A 20,225-nucleotide genomic window follows, 5' to 3' on the forward strand; every position below is an offset into this window, starting at 1 on the left:
GCCTAGCCCTGCGACGGAAAAATTCCGGCGAAGCAGATACAGTAGTTGGCGACGACGGTCGGCATCATGTTGTTATGTCCGATGCTGTTGCCTGCCGTGGTGACACAAGGAGCCATCGTGGAGTAGGGAGCGGCATTCATGACCGGAGCATAGAGGTTGCCGGCTGAAGACGTTGCCAGGTGCACCGTCGATCCTGGGGTTGCCGTGTCGGCGGTGGCCGTGGACGACATCAGCGAATGGCTGTGCACGGGCATTTCCGCCTCGATCAGCGTATGATTTTCCTCTCCCGCCATTTGGCCAAGCGCATAGGTGGGGAGGCCCTGTCCAGTGCCCTGGCCGATCGGAACGCGACCGCGCAGATCAGGAAGATTGAAGGTCTGCACTCCGTCGCCGCCGTAAGTCGTGCCGATTATCGTGTAAAGGACGTCGTATTGCGAGATCGGCAGCGACTGCCCGCTGCAAGCCAACCAGCCGTCCGGGACTCGCGGAAAGCCGAACAGACGTATCTCGCCGACAAACGGATCTGCCATCGCGAAACTCCCCTCTCTCTGTGCGCGCCAGGCTGATTGTGCCGATGGACAAGACGCGCGATTGGTTTGACATGTTGAAGTTTGATCTGGTCGGTGGAGACCGATCTGGGGAGTTGCTAGTTTCGCGACGGGTAGGTGCCCTGCATCGCGATCAGATAGCTGATGACGAGATAGGGTTGCATGTTGTTGTGCGGCTGGCCGCCGCCCTCGTTCACCAAATTCGTGCCGGTCGCCAGCGGGGTCTCGGCATTGCCTGCGGCCAGGAAGATGTTCTTGCCGACCGGCGCTGTGCTCGTCGCAAAAATGTTGTTGTCGGGAGTCGCACCTCGTCCCTGGCCGTTCGCAGCAGTTGCCTGGATGAGATGATTGTGCTGCGGCAGCTGGAGACCGGTCATGTTGACCGACACCGATCCGCTGATCATGCCGACCGGATATGCGCCGGTGCCGCTCGAACCAAGAATAGCGCGGCCACGCAGATCGGGAAGCGCAAACGTCCTGACTCCGTCACCGCCATAGTAGGTGCCGAGCAACGAGAACAGGGCCTGATTGTTCTGGATCGCAAGCAACGCTCCGTTGCAGAGCGCCCAATTCCTCGGAATTATCGCGCCGGCGAAAGGCATGATCTGCCCCATGACAGGCTGGTACGGCATAACCCCTCCCCCAAAAAACCAAGTGACCTGTCGTGTGACGATGCTAACGACGACGGCACGACTTAAATTAAAGAATGAATTTTGATAGGCGCACTCGCCTAGATTGTTGATCAGCCTGCGTTGACAGTCAAGCACGAGCACAACCATAAATCGCCATTCTGGCAATTGTCATGGAAGCACGCATTTGTTGCCGCAATGCAACGGTTCGCCGGAAAGTAGTGCTGATGGGTGAGGTTTCGGAGCGTTCCGGCCTGCACGTGCTTGCATTTGCTTGCGGCGTCCGATCCTTAATACACGCAAGAATATACGCGAATATTTACACAATCAGGGATTTCAGCGCGGCCGCTCGCTTGTCGAGAGCCGCCGCAGGGGGGGCCGGTGAGTCACGCGATTGCTGTGGCCGTGCCAGAAATAGCCGGGGAATGGACGGGCCCGGCTTACAGCCGCCGAAGCTGGCAGCGCCTATTGCGGGCCGTTGGGAGCGCAGCTCAACGCATTTGCCTCGCAACCATCTTGATGCTCGGCGCCATGGCGGCGGCGAATGCGGCGTGCAATTTCACGACCGGCTCGGCAAGCGGTGCAACCATCACAATCAACGGCACCGGCGGGGGTAACACGGTCGGTCTTTGCGTCACCGACAATAGCGTGGCGTGGGGTCTTTACGGCTCATCGAACGGCGCCAACCCCAACGTTGATGCCTTCAACAACTATCCGATGACCGCTGGTGGCCTCAGCCCTACGAATCTGAGCTACACGTCGAGCAAGGGAACTTACACGCTCGTTCCCGTACCGGATGGCGGTTTCACGTCGTTCCCTGAGTACGACATCACGCTCAACACGCAATCGGGCGGGGGAACCGACACGATTGTGATCTGGTACGCAAGCGCCTGCACGGTGGCCAATCAGTGCAATTTCAATCCTGAGTTTACCGACACGTCTTTTACGATCACCGTCAACCTTCCGACGCCATCTGTAACGGCTGTCTCTCCGACCTCGGGCCCGACCGCGGGCGGCAACAGCGTCGTCATCACCGGCGCGAATTTTACCGGGACGACCGGGGCCGCCGGCGTGAAGTTCGGCGCCACCAACGCAACAAGCTACACGGTCAATTCCAACACGCAGATTACCGCGGTCGCGCCGGCTGGCTCCGCCGGTACCGTCGATGTCACCGTCACCAACAATGGCGTGACGTCTGCGACATCGGCAGCCGATCAGTACACCTATGTCAGCCCACCGACGGTAACCTCGATTTCGCCGACGGCCGGTCCGCAGACGGGCGGCACCACGGTGATCATCACCGGCACGAACCTTTCCGGCGCGACCGCGGTGACGTTTGGCGCGACGGCAGCAACAGGCTTCACGGTCAATTCGGCGACCCAGATCACCGCTACATCGCCGGCCGGCACCGGCACGGTCGATGTCAGGGTCACGACCGCTGGCGGGACGTCTGCGACTTCGGCATCCGACCAATTCACCTACATTGCCGCACCGACCGTCACCTCGATTTCTCCGACCTCGGGTCCGGGCACCGGTGGCACCTCCGTGACCATCACCGGCACCAACTTCTCCGGCGCAACGGCCGTGACTTTCGGTGCGACGGCGGCGACGGGCTTCATCGTCAATTCGGCGACCCAGATCACCGCTACATCGCCGGCCGGCACCGGCACGGTCGATGTCAGGGTCACGACAACAGGCGGCACCTCGGCGACCTCGGCGGCGGACCAGTTCACCTATATCGCCGCCCCCACCGTGACCTCGATCTCGCCCACGGCGGGGCCCACGGCCGGCGGCACCTCGGTGACCATCACCGGCACCAATTTCACCGGCGTCACGGCCGTGACGTTTGGCGCAACAGCCGCGGCCGGCTTCACGTTCAATTCAGCGACGTCGATCACGGCGACAGCGCCGGCCGGGACCGGCGTCGTGGACGTCAGGGTAACAACCCCCGGCGGCACGTCCGGAACCTCAGCGGCGGACCAGTTCACCTATGTCGGCCCGCCGACCGTCACCTCGATCTCACCGACGGCAGGTCCGCAGACTGGCGGCACAACCGTCGTCGTCACGGGTACGAATTTCTCAGGCGCGACCGCGGTCACGTTCGGCGCGACGGCGGCAACCGGTTTCACCGTCAATTCGGCAACCCAGATCACCGCGACCTCGCCCGCCGGCACCGGCACGGTCGACGTCACGGTGACAACCGTGGGCGGAACATCGGCAACCTCGGCTGCCGATCAATTCACTTACGTCGCGGCACCGACCGTCACCTCGGTTTCACCGACGTCAGGTCCGGGGAACGGCGGCACCTCCGTGACCATCACCGGCACCAATCTCACGGGCGCGACGGCCGTGACGTTCGGCGCGACGGCCGCGACCGGCTTCACCGTCAATTCGGCAACCCAGATCACGGCCACTTCGCCGGCCGGAGCCGGCACGGTCGATATCAGGGTGACGACAACAGGTGGCACCTCGGCGACATCAGCGGCGGACCAGTTCACCTATATCCCCTCGCCGACCGTCACCTCGATCTCGCCGACATCGGGGCCGGCGGCGGGCGGCACCTCGGTGACCATCACAGGCACCAATTTCACCGGCGCCACCGCCGTGACGTTCGGGGCAACGGCAGCGACAGGCTTCACGGTCAATTCCGCAACGTCGATCACCGCGACATCGCCGGCCGGCGTCGGCACCGTTGACGTCAGGGTGACGACAACGGGCGGCACCTCGGCGACATCAGCGGCTGACCAGTTCACTTATTTCGGCACGCCGACCGTGACATCAATCTCGCCGACAGGCGGCCCGCTCGCCGGCGGCACGTCGGTGACAATCACCGGCACCAATTTCACCGGCGCGACGGCCGTGGTGTTCGGAGTAGCGTCGGCGACAGGCATTACGGTCGTCAACGCGACAACGATCACCGCGACCTCTCCGGCCGGGACCGGCACGGTGGACGTCACGGTCACGACACCTGGCGGAACGACGGCCACATCCGCGGCGGATCAGTTCACCTACGCCGCGACGCCGGCGGTGACATCGGTTTCGCCGAACGCGGGCCCGACGACGGGCGGAACGTCGGTCACCATCACCGGCACCGCATTGTCCGGCGCGACGACAGTCAAGTTCGGCGCGACCAACGCGACCAGCTTCACGGTCAATTCGGCGACCTCGATCACGGCAACCTCGCCGCCCGGCGCCGGCACGGTCGATATCACCGTGACCACACCGGGCGGAACATCCGCCACATCGGCATCGGATCAATTCAGCTATGTTCCCACCCCCACCGTCACTTCGATCTCGCCGACGACAGGCCCGAGCGGCGGCGGCACCAATGTCACCATCACCGGCACCAATTTCACCGGCGCGACGGCCGTTGTGTTCGGGGTGGCGTCGGCGACAGGCATTACGGTCGTCAACGCGACAACGATCACCGCGACCTCACCAGCCGGAGCCGGCACAGTTGATGTCAAGGTCACGACACCCGGCGGAACGTCCGCCACATCGGCGTCGGATCAATTCAGCTACACGCCCACAACGTCCGTCACCTCGATCTCGCCGACCTCCGGAACGGCGGTCGGCGGCACGTCCGTAGCGATCACGGGGACCGGATTTACCGGCGCCACCGCAGTGAAATTCGGCACCAACAATGCGACGAGCTTCACGGTGAACTCGGCAACATCGATCACGGCGACATCGCCGGCTGGCGCCGGCACGGTCGACGTGACCGTGACGTCGGTCGGGGGCACGTCGCCCACTTCGGCTGCAGACAGGTTCACCTATCTGTCCGCCACGACGACGACGCTCACCTCCTCGAAGAATCCGAGCAGCTACGGCGAGTCGGTGACGTTCACGGCCAATGTGCACAGCACCGGCGGGACGCCGACGGGTACGGTGACATTCTTCGACGGCACGACGCCGATCGGCACATCGACGCTTTCGGCGGGCGTCGCCACCTTTGCGATGACGACGCTCGCCGTCGGCAGCCACACGATCACGGCGACCTATAGCGGCAGCCCCTCCTTCAACGCCTCGACCTCCCCGGCCCTTAACCAGACAGTCGACATTCCCGCCGACAGCGCCAAGCTGCGCGCGCTCCAGGTCAACGTCACCAAGATCGTGGCGCAGAGCTCGGGACAGGCGATCTCCGGATCGATCGACACCGCGATCTCCGAGGGTTTTAGCGACGGCGGGCAATACATCACGCCCGGCGCGGGCGGGCTGCGCGTCAATTTCGCCGCCGCGCCCGACGGCGATGAGGACGACAAGCCCAAATCCGATCAGCAATCCGCATCTCAAGGCTCCAACGCCTATTCCGGGGGCCGCGGGCGCGGCTCCTCGCGGATCAACGAGGCCTTTGCCGCGATCGACCGGGCGGCGCCGACCAAGGCACCGGCGGCGCGCTTCAAGGAGCAAAAGGACTGGTTGTTCTGGATCGACGTGCGCGGCACCGGCATCGACCGCTGGGGCTCGTCCGGCAATATCGGTCAGGGTGCGAACCAGGCCACGCTCTACGGCCAGCAGATCAATCTCCTGTCGGGCCTGACCTACCGGGCCCGACCGGACCTGCTGGTCGGCGTCGTCGGCGGCTACGAGAATTTCAGCTATACCCAGACCGACATCAACGGAAAGCTGAAGGGCGACGGCTGGACCGTCGGCGCCTATCTCGGCTGGAAGATGATCCCGACGCTGCGCTACGACGTGGCGGTCACCTATTCCGGCATCGGCTATGACGGCACCGCCGGCACGGCCCAGGGCAATTTCAACGGCAATCGCTGGATGCTCGCGACCGGCTTCACCGGAAGCTACAATTGGGCAAACTTCAATATCGAGCCGTCGGCCAAGGTCTACGCGCTGTGGGAGCGTGAGAACGCCTATGTCGACTCGCTCGGCACTTCGCAGGCCGCCCGCACCTTCTCCAGCGGCCGCGCCTCGGCCGGCAGCAGGGTCTCCTATCCCATCCCGTGGCTCGATAGCGTGCTGCTGATGCCCTATGCCGGCGTCTATGCCGATTACTACTTCACCCAGGACGACGCAGCCGCGATCGTTGCCGCCGGCGCCGTGCCGCTCGCTTCGACGCCATTGCTCCAGGGCTGGTCGGCGCGGGTCACCGGCGGCATCGGCGCCCGGCTCGCAGGTGGCTCCACGGTCGGCTTCGGCGCCGAGCTCGGCGGCATCGGCGGCAACACGCAGATCTGGACCTTTACGGGACGCGCGCGCATCCCGTTCTGATCCGCCACCCGGCGCCGATGCGCCACTGCCAGGTTGCCTGCTGAGTTTAGTACAGGCCGCGGCCGCTCAGGATGCTGCGGGCCTCGGCGGCGCCGTCGGCCGACGGACCGCGCTCGGCGGCATAGCGGCCGTCCTCGTCATAGGACACCGCGCGCGCGTTCTGCAGCGCCCGGCCCCGGCTGCGGCTCGAGGCCGACATCTCCGAGGTCGCATTCAGCGAAGCCATGTCGGCGGAGGTGTTGCCGAGATTGAAGGGCCGCCCTTCCGGCATCGGCACCTCGCCGCGGATGGCGCCGCGGTTCGACGAAGGCAGCTCCGGCACGAAGGGCCTCGCCGAAGCGACCCGGACCATCGAGGGCGACGGCGCCGGAATGCCGGTGCGCAGCGTCGCCATCAGCTGGCGGTCGTCGGAACCTTCGAGCGGCGCCCGGCCGACATATTCGACGCGGACCTTGGCGACGCCATTGCCTTTGAATTCAAGGAGTTCGGCGGCTTTGTTCGAGACGTCGATGAGCCGGTTGCCATGATAGGGACCGCGGTCATTGACGCGGACGATCAGCGATTTGCCGTTGGAGATGTTGGTCACCCGCGCATAGGACGGCATCGGCAGGGTCGGATGTGCCGCCGTCAGCGAGGTCATGTCGAACACCTCGCCATTGGCGGTCAGCCGGCCATGAAAATCATCGCCGTACCAGGACGCCATGCCTTCGGCACGGTAGTTGACGTCCTCTTCCGGCACATAGGTCCGGCCGGCCACGACATAGGGCTTGCCGACGCGGTAGGTGCCGCCGCCCTTGGGGACCGGGTCCCCCAAAGCCACGACACGGGGGCTTGAGGACACGCCGTATTTCGGATCGACGCGGCTGGCGAATTTGCTGGAGGACGCGCAATTGGCGAGCGCGAGGCAGGTCGCGGCCGCCGCAACACCACGCGCGGCCCGCAAAACCGAATCTGACCGTCGGATCCCCATTCGCCCCAAATACCATTCCGCCGGAGGCGTGCCCAACCCGCTTAGGTTACGGGGAGCCCTATCCGGTCATCCAATCCGAGGCGGCCCACCACCGCGTCGGACGTAGTAAGGATAACGCAACCCGAACACGGCGGAAATGGGGAGCCCACAGCGAACCCGGTGGGATGGTAAACGGCGCGTTCGCTTCCCCCGTTGATCTACGGAGCGTGAGCCCCGGCTCTGTGCCACTCCCGGACTTTCTGTTGCGCCAAATCCTCACTCCACCCCCATTGTCGCGCCACGCACTGGAATTCTTTTGACTGTGCAAGGCCGCACGCGTTCTCTCGCATGCAAGGGCGGGATTTGGAATTTAACGATGATCGAGACGGTTTCGGCACTGATGGGTCTGGTAAGCGCGGGGATCTTCCTGGCCCATGCGTTTGAAGGTTACCGTACGAGGGCCTGAAGGCACTCAAGCGGACGGCAAGCATCACCTCTTTCAAGGCGGCACGTTCGGACAATTTTAATCGATCCGATCGAGCATCGAAGACGAGAGCGGCAGGTGTCCCATGCGCAACCATGACCTCGTATCCGATGGCTTCCTGGCATTGACCGCAGGCGGTCTGGTGCTGTTGTGCTCGAGCCTGGTGGCGTTGGCCTTCGCCTGATCGCAGGCAAACTCATCCCCGCTTTTCCGACCACGACCGCACCGCGCCGCAACACCGGCGTTCGCCCGGAATTGTCCTGCTCCCGTTTAGTTGATTGAATTTCCGCGTTCGGCGCCTCGACCCATTTCAAGAGGCCATCACCAACGAAGGTGACGCACATGCTTGCCGAGAAGTTCTTCCTGGTCCTGGAATCGCTGATCCGCGGCGGCCGGACCTATCCGGACGGAAGCCCCCGGGTCATCAGCACCTCCCCGCACGTCCCGGTGACGCTGCCCGACCGGAAATAGGCCGGATCGTTGTCGCCTCCCGTCACGCGCCGCTCAGCGCAGACCCAATAGCGAGCGACGATAAGAGCTGTCGCGGGCCTCGCTCAGGCAGACGAAGCTGCCGTCAAAGCCCTGGCCATATCGCTTCTGACCCTTGCGGTAATAGACGCCCTTGCTGAAATCCAGCCAGACCACCTGGTCCTGCGGACAGTGGCGCTGCGCCTGTGCCTCGTAACGAAACGGCGTGAGCGGCGTAGCCGACACTTCGCCGGCGCCAAGCATGATCGCGGCGACCAGCGCGATCCCGCCTGACAGGTTGCCAAAGCCGCTCCGCACGTCCCGCCTCCCGATCCGTGTGCCGTCGCGCGACGGCCGCTCGCAACGCTAGCACGAATCCGCCCGATGCCTGGAAGGCGGCAAGTGCACCTCGCGTCTTCCACCGGCCATCTTGTCGGGCTACATCAAGGCGAGATCGTCTCGATGCGAGGATGCTGCCCGAATGTCGGTTGAGCCTGCGCCCACGACCGAAACCCGCCCGCCCCCGCCGCGCCTCGGCCTGCTGCCGATGATCATCTTCGGCTCGCGCTGGCTGCAATTGCCGCTCTATCTCGGACTGATCGTGGCGCAGTGCGTCTATATCGCGCTGTTCCTCAAGGAACTCTGGCATCTGTCCTGGCACGCGCTCGATCTCACCGAACAGCAGATCATGATGAGCGTGCTGGCGCTGATCGACGTCGTGATGATCTCCAATCTGCTGGTGATGGTCATCGTCGGCGGCTACGAGACGTTCGTCTCGCGGCTCGATCTCCAGGGACATCCCGACGAGCCGGAATGGCTCGGCCACGTCAATGCGAGCGTCCTGAAGATCAAGCTCGCCATGGCCATCATCGGCATCTCCTCGATCGCGCTGCTGCGCACCTTCATCGAGGCCGGCAATCTCGGCTCGAACCGCGCCGGCTACAGCGAGACCGGCGTGATGTGGCAGGTGCTGATCCACCTCACCTTCGTCGTCTCGGCCATCGGGATCGCCTACGTCGACAAGCTCAGCGACTCCGGAATGCGCAAGCATGCCGAGTAGGCCCTGCCCGCTGACCTTGCGACCCGCCGCCCGGCCCGCGAGGTACCATCTCCACCACAAGCCGCGCGCCGCTCAGGCTTTTGCTTCGAGTTGCTGAACGGCCTGATGCAGGCATTCCTGAAACTTGGCGGCGACCTGCGCGCGCGCCACGCCCTTGGCGGCGAGATCGCCTGACACCTTGTCCAGCACCTCGTCGATCGTCCGGCTCTCCAGATGGTCCGTCGCCAGCGCCGTCGCATAGCTCGTCGCGGCATCGCCGCTGAGTCCGAGCTGGCCAGCGGCCCAGAGCCCGAGCAGCTTGTTGGACCGGGCCGTGGCCTTGAACATGAGCTCCTCGTCATGGGCGAATTTGGCCTCAAAGCCCTGCTCGCGCTTGTCGAACGTGGTCATGGTCGGCTCCATTGCGTTGCGCTGATGGGATGGGATTTGCCGGGAGCGAACGTCTCCGTCATTCACGTCAGTTGAGGATCATTTGAATCTTCGTCCCGGAAGGCAAACGCCGTCAAGCCTGCCGCGCGTGGCCGGCCCGGCACCGTCGCGGCAGCCATCAGCTCCGCGCCAGCCAGACCGGCTAGGGAAAGATGTTTACCCTTTGTTAAGCAGACTCGGCGCCGCATGGTGCGGGGATATCGAGAGCTGACGCATGAACAGAGAGCTGCGGGAGTTTCGACGGCTTGAACGGGTCTGCCTGGAGCAGGCCGCCCTCTCCACCATGGACCTCGCGCGAAGCGGATTGCTCGAGGTCGCCGAGGATTGCCGCATCGCAGCGGAAGCAATCGAGGCCCAATCGCCCCGGGGCGCATTGGCAGGCGCCGTCCAGACGCTCAGACTGGCGCTGAGCGCGACGCGGATCTCCAACCGGTACTAGCGCCGGCACCGCCGAACCATCGACCCAGGAGATGTTGGCGCGCCGACCGGGCTCGGTCAGCCTTTCGCCGCGGCCGCCTCACGTGCGAGCCGCTCGGCCCTCAGCCGTTCCTTGTTGGCGTAGAACTGCTTCTGCGCCTCTTCGTGGTCGCGCATGGCCTTTTCGGCCTCAATCCGGCGTGCCGCATCGCGCGCCTGGCGCTGCTCGGGGGTCAGGGGTTTGCGTCGGAAGGAAAGGTCTTCAGTCATGGCAAGACAACGCCGCAGTGAGGAAAAGGTTCCACCGGACGGACATCGAAGGAACGTGCCGAGGCAGACGGAAATGCTCGTCGGCTCAGGCTTTTAGCTCCGCGACCGCCGGGACTTCAACACCAGGTCCCGTCGCCCGGTTTCGCGCGAGCCCCTTCAAATGACCGAAAACAACCCCATGCACAGTAGCCCGAGCGTGTCGGATCAATACCTTACGCGTTCGGGCCCCCCGGCCCCGCAAAGGGGTTGATACGTCGGGCAAATCACCGGCAACATGCGATTATTCCGAACTCCATCAACGACCCGCTCGCGAAAAGGTTGCAGAAGCGGCGGTGATCGGCGCGGCTGCTGCGGTGCGGAAAAGGGAAAGCGCCGCGCCCCTGGCTGCCTTTCGGATATCGCCGCCGCCCGCAAGACATGTCGATCCCCTTGCCCCGACACTTTGCCCACCGACAGTGTGAGCAAGGTCGCTGAACTTTTTGCCCGGAAGTGCCGACCATTGCAGGTGACTTCGATCTGAAGCATGAGACGATGTGGAGCAATCCAGGATTGCAATGATCGCAGTCGAAATGGCCGCCGGGCGACCGCATCACCTGCCCTCGACGCCACCTTCGCGCGGCCAGGCGAACTGGGTAGCTCTGTCGCTTAACGAGAGCACCGACCATGGCTGCAGAGTTTTGCCCGACGGAACGACCGCTTCCTCACCGTTGCGCGGCGCGCCAGATTTTCTGTATCCTCCCGCAAAATTGCTCGCGTGCCGTTCGCTAATTTCATCGCATTAGGACATGCAACAGGATGGCGAATAATTTCGACCTCGATGCCTATCTCAGCCGTATCGACTACGTCGGTCCGCACACGCCGACCTACGAAACCCTCGCTGGAATCCTCGCGGCCCACGTCGCGAGCATCCCGTTCGAAATCTTCGACGTCCTTCTCCGCCGCCCCATCAGGCTGGATCCCGAAGGACTGCACGCCAAGCTCATCACTGCCCGGCGCGGCGGACATTGCGTCGAACACGCAACTCTCATGTACCACGCCCTGCATGCGATCGGCTTTCATCCCGTCAGGCACTCGTCCCGCGTCGTCTTCTTCAAGCCACGTCATGAGAGTGTGCGGGAACACATGTTTCTCTCGGTGACCGTTGATGGCGCCGCTTACGTGGTGGATCCCGGATTCGGCCCCTTTGCCTGCCCTCACCCGATCCCCGTTGACGGCAGGCCTGTGCCGGCCGGCGCCCCGACCCACCGGCTTGCCCACGAAGGCACCGATTGGATTCTCTACCTGCTCCGTGCCGGCGGGGAAACACGAGGATGGATCTCCAAGATGGAGGAGGAATACCCGGTCGATTTCGAGATGATGCACTACTACCTCGTCAGTCATCCGCACTCTTTCTACACGCACAACCTCGTCGCCAGCGCCGTGACGAAGGAAGGCCGGGTCAACATCACGAACCAGGACGTCAACTTCATTCGCGACGGCGTGGCTCAGCCCGCACAATTGTCCGACCGCAAGGCGTTGCGTCGGCTCGTCGCAGAGCATTTCGGGTTCGACCTTCCCGAACTGGAAATGATGAGGGTCGATGGCGTACGGGGGTGGCTCTAGAATTACGGTGACGCTGCCGCCGCGCGCGTTCCCCGATCCGTTCAGCTTCCTTTGGGAGCGGTCCGCGACTGCGCCTCGCCAAGGCCGGGATTGATGGCCAGCGACGCGCCGGCAGCGCCGCCGGCTTCATAGGCCGTCATCGACACCATCCGGCTGGCGCTGCGCTGGGTCCGGAGGTTGAGGTCGAGCTTGCCGAACTCCGCATCGACCACCGAAGTCTTGAGGACGACCAGCCCGCGGCCGGTGCTTTCGTTGACCTGGTCGCGACCGGCCTTGATTGCCACCAGCCTGTCCGCGATTGACGCCACCATGCCGAGCGCGAAGGAGGCATTGGCCAGATGCCGCTGCTGGTGCCGGAACTTGCCGTAGTCGGCCGAGGTCTTGAAGCGGCCCAGCTCGGCGCGCACGGCGCCGTCGATCAACTCGGCGAGGTAATGCGCGACCTCGACATCCGCCCCGAGACCGAAGAACACATAGATGTTTTCGCCGGCGGCGTTCTTCTCGCGCCAGACCCGGCAATCGCAGAAATGCGCGATCGCGCCGATGCAGTCGTCCAGGGGAATTCGCTTCTTGCGATGGGTCTCAAAGACCCTCCGTTCGCACGCCGAGGCGCGCAGCTCGACGTCGGAGAGCGACAGATCGTGGCGATCCAGCAGCTCGGCGACCTTGGCGGCGGCCGACAGCGCCTCGTCCTCGGTGCAGCCATTGGCGATCGTCTTGGCGCGCAACGCCTGAATGCGGAGCTTCAGCTTGTCGAGCGCGGCCGGATTGGACGTCTGGTTCATTGATCACCTGCCTGCGAAAGCCTGACCGAAAGGATGGCGGAAGGGATGTCTGTCAAACCGCGCCCATTGATGCCGCAATTGGCGCGCTGTTATGCTCGTCGCAGAACCGGGAGTTTTCTCAATGCGCAAAATCGTCGTCGCTGTCATGTTTGCCCTGATCGCACCGACCGCACTGGCGCAGGACCATGTTCCAATGTATGGCGAACAGTCCCAGGACAAATCGGAGACGCAGAAGGCGGACGACATTCGGGCTGAGCGCGCCTATCAACGCTCCCTCGGCAACGTTCCTGACCAAAAGGCCGTCGATCCGTGGGGAACTGCCCGCGGCGACGAGGCGTCGAAGAAGCAGGCTGCACCGCCTAAATCAGTAGTGAAACATTCGTCCAAGGCCAAGAGCGGCAGCACCCCCAACTAGCGAATTTTAAAGGAGGCCCGCCGGCGTGAACCGGCCGCCCTATGTTCGACCCTGCACGTTTCGGTCGAAACTGGCGGAAGGGGTGGGATTCGAACCCACGGTACCCTTGCGGGCACGCCGGTTTTCAAGACCGGTGCCTTAAACCACTCGGCCACCCTTCCAAACCCGGAACGGCTGTCGCTTAACGTAGTCGGTGGCGCAAGGCAACGCGAAGTTGGCGCCCTATCCCAAACACCCGATCTGTCAGGCGGGCGTCAGCCTGTTCCCTTACCCTATGCCCCCTCAGCAATCCCGGATACTGGCGACATCTCCCAGGGCGTCGCTGGTTGCGAGGCCCGGTTGGAGTCGCCTCCATGTCCGGGCCTCGTTTGCCGGCTGCAACGAAAAACGGCGCCCCGTGAGGAGCGCCGCTTGGAATTTGTCGTAGCTGCGCTGGCTCAGTAGCCGCAGCTCGCGCAGCCCATCTGCACCGGGGCGTAATAGGAATAGCCGGGCGAGACCATCTCGACGCGCTGGCGCGTGGCGTATTGCGGCGGGATGCGCTGGTACTGGACGCTGGGCGGAGCCACCATCACGGTCTGCGGCACCATCACGGTGCGGTACTGCGCGGGCGTGCGGTGCGCAACGGTGGCACCCGGCGACACCATCACGGTCTCGTCGACGGTGCGGTATTGCGGAGCGACGTATTGCTGCTGATAGCAGGTCGTGCACGGCGGCGGTGTGTAGCAATTGTAGCAGCCGGCGGAGGCTGCGCCCGTCATGGAAATCGCGGCGACGGCAGTCGAGAAAACGACAGCAAGAGTACGAGACATTGTGTGTGGTGCCCCAGTTGCCCGAAATGGATTTGCGAAGGTCGGCGCATCATACGCCGCAAAATCCAACTCTGCCGAAGTTCGTCGGGGCATCCTTAATGCGAACGGCCAGCTTTCGCCGGCCGTTCAGCACTTGTTGACCATGCGCGGAATCGCGCCCCGACGAAGCGAGCCGCGACCTGCCCCGTGGCCATCCTTCGAGACGCCCGCCTTCGGCGGGCCCTCAGGATGAGGTCACAGTTCGCGGCGAGACTCCGGCGCGCCTACTTCGAGCGACGCTTCACCTCGCGCACCGCGCCGCGCGCGGCGCTGGTGGTAAGCGCGGCGTAGGCCTGCAGCGCGGTCGAGACGTTGCGCTTGCGGCCGATCGCCTGCCAGGCCGTGTCGCCCTTCGCCTCTTCCGCGACGCGGCGGTTGGCGAGATCCTCGTCGGAGACCTCCAGCGTGATGCTGCGGTTCGGGATGTCGATGGCGATGATATCGCCGGTCTGCACGAGGCCGATGTTGCCGCCCTCGGCCGCTTCCGGCGACAGATGGCCGATCGACAGGCCGGACGAGCCGCCGGAGAAGCGTCCGTCGGTGACGAGCGCGCAGGCTTTGCCGAGTCCCATCGATTTCAGATAGCTGGTCGGATACAGCATCTCCTGCATGCCGGGGCCGCCGCGCGGGCCTTCATAGATGATGACCACGACCTCACCGGCGACGACCTTGCCGCCCAGGATGCCCTCGACCGCTGCGTCCTGGCTTTCGAACACGCGCGCCGGGCCGGAGAATTTCAGGATCGAGGCATCGACGCCGGCGGTCTTCACGATGCAGCCGTCCTGCGCGAGGTTGCCGTAGAGCACGGCAAGCCCGCCGTCCTTGCTGAAGGCGTGCGCGAGATTGCGGACCACGCCCTTCTCGCGATCGGTATCGAGCTCGTCGTAACGGCGCTCCTGGCTGAAGGCGACCTGGGTCGGGATGCCGCCGGGCGAGGCACGGAAGAAGGTTCTGATAGCCTCGCTCTTGGAGCGCTTGATGTCCCAGCGCTCCAGCGCGTCGTTCATGGTCGGCGCGTGCACGGTCGAGACCGAAGTGTCGATCAGGCCGGCGCGATCGAGCTCGCCCAGGATGCCCATGATGCCGCCGGCGCGATGCACGTCCTCGACATGCACGTCGGCAACTGATGGTGCGACCTTGCAGAGCACGGGCACGCGGCGTGACAGGCGGTCGATGTCCTGCATGGTGAACTTGACCTCGCCTTCATGGGCGGCGGCAAGCAGATGCAGCACCGTGTTGGTCGAGCCGCCCATGGCGATGTCGAGCGTCATCGCGTTCTCGAACGCCTTGAAGTTGGCGACGTTGCGCGGCAGCACCGAGGCATCGTCCTGCTCGTAATAGCGGCGGACGAGATCGACGATGGTGTGGCCGGCCTCGACGAACAGGCGCTTGCGATCGGCGTGGGTCGCGACCACGGTGCCGTTGCCGGGCAGCGCAAGGCCGAGCGCCTCTGTCAGGCAGTTCATGGAGTTGGCGGTGAACATGCCCGAGCAGGAGCCGCAGGTCGGGCACGCCGAGCGCTCGATCACCTTGACGTCCTCGTCGCTGACCTTGGAGTCGGCCGCGGCCACCATGGCGTCGATGAGGTCGACGGCCTTGGTCTTGCCCTGGAGCTTGACCTTGCCGGCCTCCATCGGGCCGCCCGAGACGAACACGGCGGGGATGTTGAGCCGCAGCGCGGCCATCAGCATGCCGGGCGTGATCTTGTCGCAGTTGGAGATGCAGACCATGCCGTCGGCGCAATGCGCATTGACCATGTACTCGACGCTGTCGGCGATCAGCTCGCGCGACGGCAGGCTGTAGAGCATGCCGTCATGGCCCATGGCGATGCCGTCGTCGACCGCGATGGTGTTGAACTCCTTCGCGACGCCGCCAGCCTGCTCGATCTCGCGGGCGACGAGCTGGCCGAGGTCCTTCAGATGGACATGGCCGGGCACGAACTGGGTGAAGGAGTTGACGACCGCGATGATCGGCTTGCCGAAATCGCCATCCTTCATGCCCGTCGCGCGCCAGAGGCCGCGGGCGCCCGCCATGTTGCGGCCGTGGGTGGTGGTGCGGGAGCGATAGGCTGGCATGGCGGTTTCCGTCCTCGGTTTGGCTGCCTGAGCGGGGAAATATGGTGCCGCCTCAGGCCTTTGTGGCCGGATAGCGCACGGGGTCGGCGGGTGCAACGGGAACTTGGGCCGGACAGGCCTCCCCTGCTCCCGGCGCGGGCTCTTGGCAGCCCTTCGTAGCCCGGATGGAGCGAAGCGCAATCCGGGATTCGCGCCGCGGATAAAGCGGCCCCGGATTTCGCTTCCGCTCCATCCGGGCTACGGGAGCTCACTCTGCCGCTATTGCAAGGTCGGGTCCAGCCGGTCGCGCAGCCAGTCGCCGATCACGGAAACCGCCAGCGTGGTCACGACGATCGTGGTCGCCGGTGCCAGCATGATCCAGGGGGCGCGGGTCAGGTACTCGCGGCCATAGCCGACCATGTTGCCGAGGCTGGTCATCGGCGGCTGCACGCCGAGGCCGAGGAAGGACAGGCCCGATTCCATCAGGATCACCTCGGGGAAGACCAGCGTGGTCGAGACGATCAGGGTCGAGGCGATGTTGGGCAGGATGTGCCTGAGGTAAATCCGCGACGGTGTCGCTCCCAACTGGCGGACCGCGGCGGCATAGCCTTGCGCATTGGCGGAGATGGCAAGGCCGCGCGCGATGCGGGCATAGCGCTCCCAGCCGAAAAATCCCATCAGGCCGATCAGCAGCGGCAGCGAATTGCCGAAGAAGGCGAGCACCGCGAGCGCCATGATCAGGAAGGGCATGCTGGCCTGGAAGTCGGACAGCATCAGCACCAGCTGCTCGACGGACCCGCGAAAATGCGCGGCGAGGAAGCCGAGCGTGGTGCCGACGATCGCGGAAATGGCCGTCGCGCCGAAGGCGATCAGCAGCGAGATGCGGATCGAGACGAGCAGCCGCGACAGCACGTCGCGGCCGAGCTCGTCGGTGCCGAGCCAGTGTGCGACGTTGCCGGGCGCCGAAAGCCGGTTACGCAGGTCGAGTTGGGTGTAGCCATAGGGCGCGATCTTCTCGGCGAGAGCGGCGATCACCAGCATCGCGACGATCCAGGTGACGGCGAGTGCGACCGAGACCGGAATTGCGGGAAGGCCAATGCGGCGACGGACAGTCGTGTCCTTCAATGTCGCATCGGTCATGCATGCGCTCCTTTGGCGCGCAGGCGCGGATCGAGGAAGCCGTAGAGGAAGTCGACGATCAGGTTCGACGTCACCATGGTCAGCGCCACCAGCAGCAGGATGCATTGCACGACGGCGAGGTCACGATTGGCAACCGCAACGACAAGAAGCCGCCCTACCCCCGGCCACGAAAACACGCTCTCGACCACGACGGCGCCCGCGATCAGCGTGCCCGCCATGAAGCCCAGAATCGTGACGGTCGGGATCGCCGCGTTCGGCAGCGCATGCGAGGTCACGACCTTGCGCCAGGGCACGCCTTTGGCGGAGGCGGTGCGGATATAGGGTTGGCCCAGCACCTCCAGCATCGCGCTGCGGGTGAAGCGCGCCAGCACGGCGGCGCCGCCGAGGCTCAACGTCGCGATCGGCAGGATGGCGTGACGCCAGCTGTCCTGCCCGCCCGACGGCAGCCATCCCAGTTGCACGGCGAAGACGAGCACGAGCAGCAGCGCGAGCACGAAGCTCGGCACGGTGAAGCCGGCGACCGCCGTCATCATCACGGCTCGGTCGATTCCCGAGCCCCGGTGCAGCGCGGCGTAGATGCCGGCGGGAACGCCGAGGGCGACCTTGAAGACAAAGGCCGGCAGCGTCAGCGCCAGCGTGGCCGGAATCCGTTCCAGCACGAGCTGGATCGCGGGCCTTCCGTCGCGCATGGAGCGGCCGAGCTCGCCCTTGGCGATGGCATGGAAGTAATCGAGATACTGGAACCAGATGGGATCATCGAGGCCCCACGCCTTGCGGAAGGCGGCGATGACCTCCGGCGGCGCCTCCGGTCCCAAAATCATCAACGCGGGGTCGCCTGAGAGCCGCAGCACGACGAAAGCGAAGGTGACGACGAGCACGATCGTCAGGGCCGCGCGTCCGATCCGAATGGCGAGATAACGCCCCATCACGCGGCGTCCCGCGTTGCGGCCTGCGGACCCGTCACCAGATGGCACGCCACCTGCCGGTCACCGCCAACGGCAGACAGCGCCGGCACCTCGCTCGCGCAGCGCGCGATCGCGCGCGGGCAACGCGGATGAAAGGCACAGCCTTTCGGGCGCGCGGCCGGGTTCGGCGGATCGCCTGCCAGCACGATGCGGCCGGCGCTGCGGCGGCCCGGCGCCGGCGAGGCCGAGACCAGCGCCTGCGTATAGGGATGCTCCGGCCGCGCGAACAGATCGTCGGCACTGCCGATCTCGACGATGCGGCCGAGATACATCACGGCCACGATGGTGCTGATCTGCCTGACAACGCGCAAATCGTGGCTGATGAAGAGCAGCGTGAGACCAAGCTGCGCCTGGAGATCGGCGAGCAAATTCACCACCTGCGCCTGGATCGAGACGTCGAGCGCGCTGACCGGCTCGTCGCAGACCAGAAAATCGGGCTTCGTCGCCAGCGCCCGCGCCAGCACGATGCGCTGGCGCTGGCCGCCCGAGAGCGCGCCGGGATAGCGCACGCCATGCGCCGGTGTCAGCTCGACCGCCCGCAGCAATTCGCGGACACGCTCTTCGCGCTCGACCGGCGTGCCGAGACCGTGAATGTCCAGGGGCTCGCGGATCTGGGTCGCGACCGGCAAACGTCGGTCCAGTGCGCCAAGCGGATCCTGAAAGATCATCTGCATCCGCGCCCGCTGCGCACGCCACGCGGCCGTTGCGGGCGCGGCCATCGGCCTGCCGTCAAAGCGCACCTCGCCCCGATCGGGCGGCTCGAGGCCGAGCACGATGCGGCCCGTGGTCGACTTGCCCGAACCGGACTCGCCGACGAGGCCGAGCGTTTCGCCCTTGGGGATGGCCAGCGACACGCCGTCGACGGCATGCACGGCCGCAGCTCGGCCGAACATCCCGGAGCGCATGGAATAGCTGCGTGCGATCGCGGAGACCTCGACGAGCGGCGCGCTCATTCGGCGGCGATCCCGAGCAGCGCGCGGCGCGAGGCCTCGGCGCGGATGCAGGCAACCATGCGGTCATCCGCGATCGGCGCCAGGCTCGGCGCTGCCCGGCCGCACGGCTCAGCCGCCAACGCACAGCGCGGCGCGAAGGCGCATCCATCAGGCATGCGCGCGGGATCGGGCACCGTCCCGGGAATGGCGGTGAGACGGCGGCGCGGACCATCGAGCGGCGGCAGCGCGCCGATCAGGCCCTGCGCATAGGGATGCACGGGATCGGCGAACAGCTGGTTGCTGGGTGCCTGCTCGACGATGCGGCCGGCATACATCACCGCGACGCGGTCGCAGTTTTCGGCGACGACGCCGAGATCGTGGCTGATCAGGACCATCGCCATGCCCATCTCGCGGCGGATCGACGAGAGCAGCTCCAAAATCTGCGCCTGGATGGTGGCGTCGAGCGCCGTCGTCGGCTCGTCCGCGATCAGCAGATCGGGGTTTCCGGCGAGCGCCATCGCGATCATGATGCGCTGGACCTGGCCGCCGGAGAATTCGTGCGGATAGGCCGACAGCCGCCGACCTGCGTCGGGAATGCCGACGAGATCGAGCAGCCGCTTTGCCTCGGTCCTCACCGCCTCGCCCTGGAGATCGCGATGCAGCGCCAGCGCCTCGCAAAGCTGCTTGCGGATGGTCAGCACCGGGTTGAGTGCACTCGCGGGATCCTGGAAGATCATGGCGATCCGCCCGCCCCTGACCCGGTCGAGATCGGCGGCGGGCGCGCCCAGGATTTCACGTCCGCCAAGCCGCACCGAGCCCGAGACCTTTGCATGCCGCGGCAACAGGCCGAGCGCGGCAAGCCAGGTCACCGACTTGCCGGAGCCGGACTCGCCGACGAGGCCGAGGGCCTCGCCCTTGCGCAGGGCGAGATCGACGCCGCGCAGCACCGGCACGCCGCCAAAGGCGACGCTCAGGCCTTCAATGCTGACCAGCGGCGACAC

The 20,225-nt window shown here is 65.2% G+C and carries 19 protein-coding genes and 1 tRNA gene; 6 read left to right on the top strand and 14 right to left on the bottom strand.

What is annotated here, in order from left to right:
* Nucleotides 1-2 precede the first annotated feature (2 nt).
* Together AC1RUR_RS31080 and AC1RUR_RS31085 are read right to left on the bottom strand one after the other, a co-directional pair.
* The gene (locus AC1RUR_RS31080; protein WP_492851166.1) at nucleotides 3-530 is read right to left on the bottom strand and encodes a phage tail protein; all 528 of its coding nucleotides are present in this window, start codon (nucleotides 528-530) and stop codon (nucleotides 3-5) included.
* A 116-nt stretch (nucleotides 531-646) separates the two neighbouring features.
* Nucleotides 647-1,327 carry a phage tail protein gene (locus AC1RUR_RS31085; RefSeq protein WP_492851168.1) on the bottom strand — a complete coding sequence of 227 codons (681 nt, stop codon included), beginning with the start codon at nucleotides 1,325-1,327 and terminating at the stop codon, nucleotides 647-649.
* A gap of 369 nt (nucleotides 1,328-1,696) precedes the next feature.
* Here AC1RUR_RS31085 and AC1RUR_RS31090 point away from each other — a divergent pair, with 369 nt between their 5' ends.
* Entirely contained in the window at nucleotides 1,697-6,403 is a 4,707-nt protein-coding gene (locus tag AC1RUR_RS31090; protein WP_492851170.1) for a beta strand repeat-containing protein, read from the top strand.
* Nucleotides 6,404-6,449: 46 nt separating this feature from the next.
* On the opposite strand, the gene AC1RUR_RS31095 is transcribed toward AC1RUR_RS31090, so the two are convergent.
* Nucleotides 6,450-7,373, bottom strand: coding sequence for a septal ring lytic transglycosylase RlpA family protein (locus tag AC1RUR_RS31095; protein ID WP_492851172.1), 924 nt, complete (start codon nucleotides 7,371-7,373; stop codon nucleotides 6,450-6,452).
* Nucleotides 7,374-8,178: 805 nt separating this feature from the next.
* Here AC1RUR_RS31095 and AC1RUR_RS31100 point away from each other — a divergent pair.
* Nucleotides 8,179-8,307 (top strand): hypothetical protein, encoded by a 129-nt coding sequence (locus AC1RUR_RS31100; protein WP_492851174.1) that lies wholly within the window; start codon nucleotides 8,179-8,181, stop codon nucleotides 8,305-8,307.
* Between the two features lie 33 nt (nucleotides 8,308-8,340).
* Here AC1RUR_RS31100 and AC1RUR_RS31105 read toward each other — a convergent pair whose 3' ends face one another.
* Entirely contained in the window at nucleotides 8,341-8,568 is a 228-nt protein-coding gene (locus AC1RUR_RS31105) for a hypothetical protein (RefSeq protein ID WP_492851356.1), read from the bottom strand.
* Nucleotides 8,569-8,785: 217 nt separating this feature from the next.
* On the opposite strand from AC1RUR_RS31105, the gene AC1RUR_RS31110 reads away from it, so the two are divergent.
* Entirely contained in the window at nucleotides 8,786-9,364 is a 579-nt protein-coding gene (locus AC1RUR_RS31110; protein WP_492851176.1) for a TIGR00645 family protein, read from the top strand.
* Nucleotides 9,365-9,436: 72 nt separating this feature from the next.
* Here the strand turns inward: AC1RUR_RS31110 and AC1RUR_RS31115 are convergent, their stop codons facing one another.
* On the bottom strand, nucleotides 9,437-9,754 hold the full coding sequence (locus AC1RUR_RS31115; protein WP_492851178.1) for a DUF1476 domain-containing protein: 318 nt from the start codon (nucleotides 9,752-9,754) through the stop codon (nucleotides 9,437-9,439).
* A gap of 253 nt (nucleotides 9,755-10,007) precedes the next feature.
* On the opposite strand from AC1RUR_RS31115, the gene AC1RUR_RS31120 reads away from it, so the two are divergent.
* Nucleotides 10,008-10,232 carry a hypothetical protein gene (locus AC1RUR_RS31120; RefSeq protein WP_492851180.1) on the top strand — a complete coding sequence of 75 codons (225 nt, stop codon included), beginning with the start codon at nucleotides 10,008-10,010 and terminating at the stop codon, nucleotides 10,230-10,232.
* 56 nt (nucleotides 10,233-10,288) lie between these two features.
* On the opposite strand, the gene AC1RUR_RS31125 is transcribed toward AC1RUR_RS31120, so the two are convergent.
* Entirely contained in the window at nucleotides 10,289-10,480 is a 192-nt protein-coding gene (locus tag AC1RUR_RS31125) for a hypothetical protein (protein WP_492851182.1), read from the bottom strand.
* 795 nt (nucleotides 10,481-11,275) lie between these two features.
* On the opposite strand from AC1RUR_RS31125, the gene AC1RUR_RS31130 reads away from it, so the two are divergent.
* Nucleotides 11,276-12,082, top strand: coding sequence for an arylamine N-acetyltransferase family protein (locus AC1RUR_RS31130; protein WP_492851184.1), 807 nt, complete (start codon nucleotides 11,276-11,278; stop codon nucleotides 12,080-12,082).
* 41 nt (nucleotides 12,083-12,123) lie between these two features.
* On the opposite strand, the gene AC1RUR_RS31135 is transcribed toward AC1RUR_RS31130, so the two are convergent.
* Nucleotides 12,124-12,867, bottom strand: a complete 744-nt coding sequence (locus AC1RUR_RS31135; protein ID WP_492851186.1) for a DUF7168 domain-containing protein — start codon at nucleotides 12,865-12,867, stop codon at nucleotides 12,124-12,126.
* Nucleotides 12,868-12,988: 121 nt separating this feature from the next.
* On the opposite strand from AC1RUR_RS31135, the gene AC1RUR_RS31140 reads away from it, so the two are divergent.
* The gene (locus AC1RUR_RS31140; RefSeq protein WP_492851188.1) at nucleotides 12,989-13,282 is read left to right on the top strand and encodes a hypothetical protein; all 294 of its coding nucleotides are present in this window, start codon (nucleotides 12,989-12,991) and stop codon (nucleotides 13,280-13,282) included.
* A 71-nt stretch (nucleotides 13,283-13,353) separates the two neighbouring features.
* On the opposite strand, the gene AC1RUR_RS31145 is transcribed toward AC1RUR_RS31140, so the two are convergent.
* The 7 genes from AC1RUR_RS31145 to AC1RUR_RS31175 all read right to left on the bottom strand — a co-directional run bounded on the left by AC1RUR_RS31145 (nucleotide 13,354) and on the right by AC1RUR_RS31175 (nucleotide 20,225).
* Nucleotides 13,354-13,443 (bottom strand) — tRNA-Ser (locus tag AC1RUR_RS31145).
* 276 nt (nucleotides 13,444-13,719) lie between these two features.
* A complete protein-coding gene (locus AC1RUR_RS31150) occupies nucleotides 13,720-14,043 on the bottom strand; it encodes a hypothetical protein (RefSeq protein WP_492851190.1) in 324 nt (107 codons plus the stop codon).
* A gap of 314 nt (nucleotides 14,044-14,357) precedes the next feature.
* Entirely contained in the window at nucleotides 14,358-16,208 is a 1,851-nt protein-coding gene (gene ilvD, locus AC1RUR_RS31155) for a dihydroxy-acid dehydratase (RefSeq protein ID WP_492851192.1), read from the bottom strand.
* Between the two features lie 258 nt (nucleotides 16,209-16,466).
* Complete coding sequence (locus AC1RUR_RS31160; RefSeq protein WP_492851194.1) at nucleotides 16,467-17,327, bottom strand: ABC transporter permease; 861 nt, start codon at nucleotides 17,325-17,327, stop codon at nucleotides 16,467-16,469.
* Nucleotides 17,324-18,253, bottom strand: a complete 930-nt coding sequence (locus AC1RUR_RS31165) for an ABC transporter permease (protein ID WP_492851196.1) — start codon at nucleotides 18,251-18,253, stop codon at nucleotides 17,324-17,326. The genes AC1RUR_RS31160 and AC1RUR_RS31165 overlap by 4 nt, the downstream gene beginning before the upstream one ends.
* Nucleotides 18,253-19,245, bottom strand: coding sequence for an ABC transporter ATP-binding protein (locus tag AC1RUR_RS31170; protein WP_492851198.1), 993 nt, complete (start codon nucleotides 19,243-19,245; stop codon nucleotides 18,253-18,255). The genes AC1RUR_RS31165 and AC1RUR_RS31170 overlap by 1 nt, the downstream gene beginning before the upstream one ends.
* Entirely contained in the window at nucleotides 19,242-20,225 is a 984-nt protein-coding gene (locus tag AC1RUR_RS31175) for an ABC transporter ATP-binding protein (RefSeq protein WP_492851200.1), read from the bottom strand. The genes AC1RUR_RS31170 and AC1RUR_RS31175 overlap by 4 nt, the downstream gene beginning before the upstream one ends.

Source organism: Bradyrhizobium sp. GW821-FHT12B03 (genome assembly GCF_058807535.1).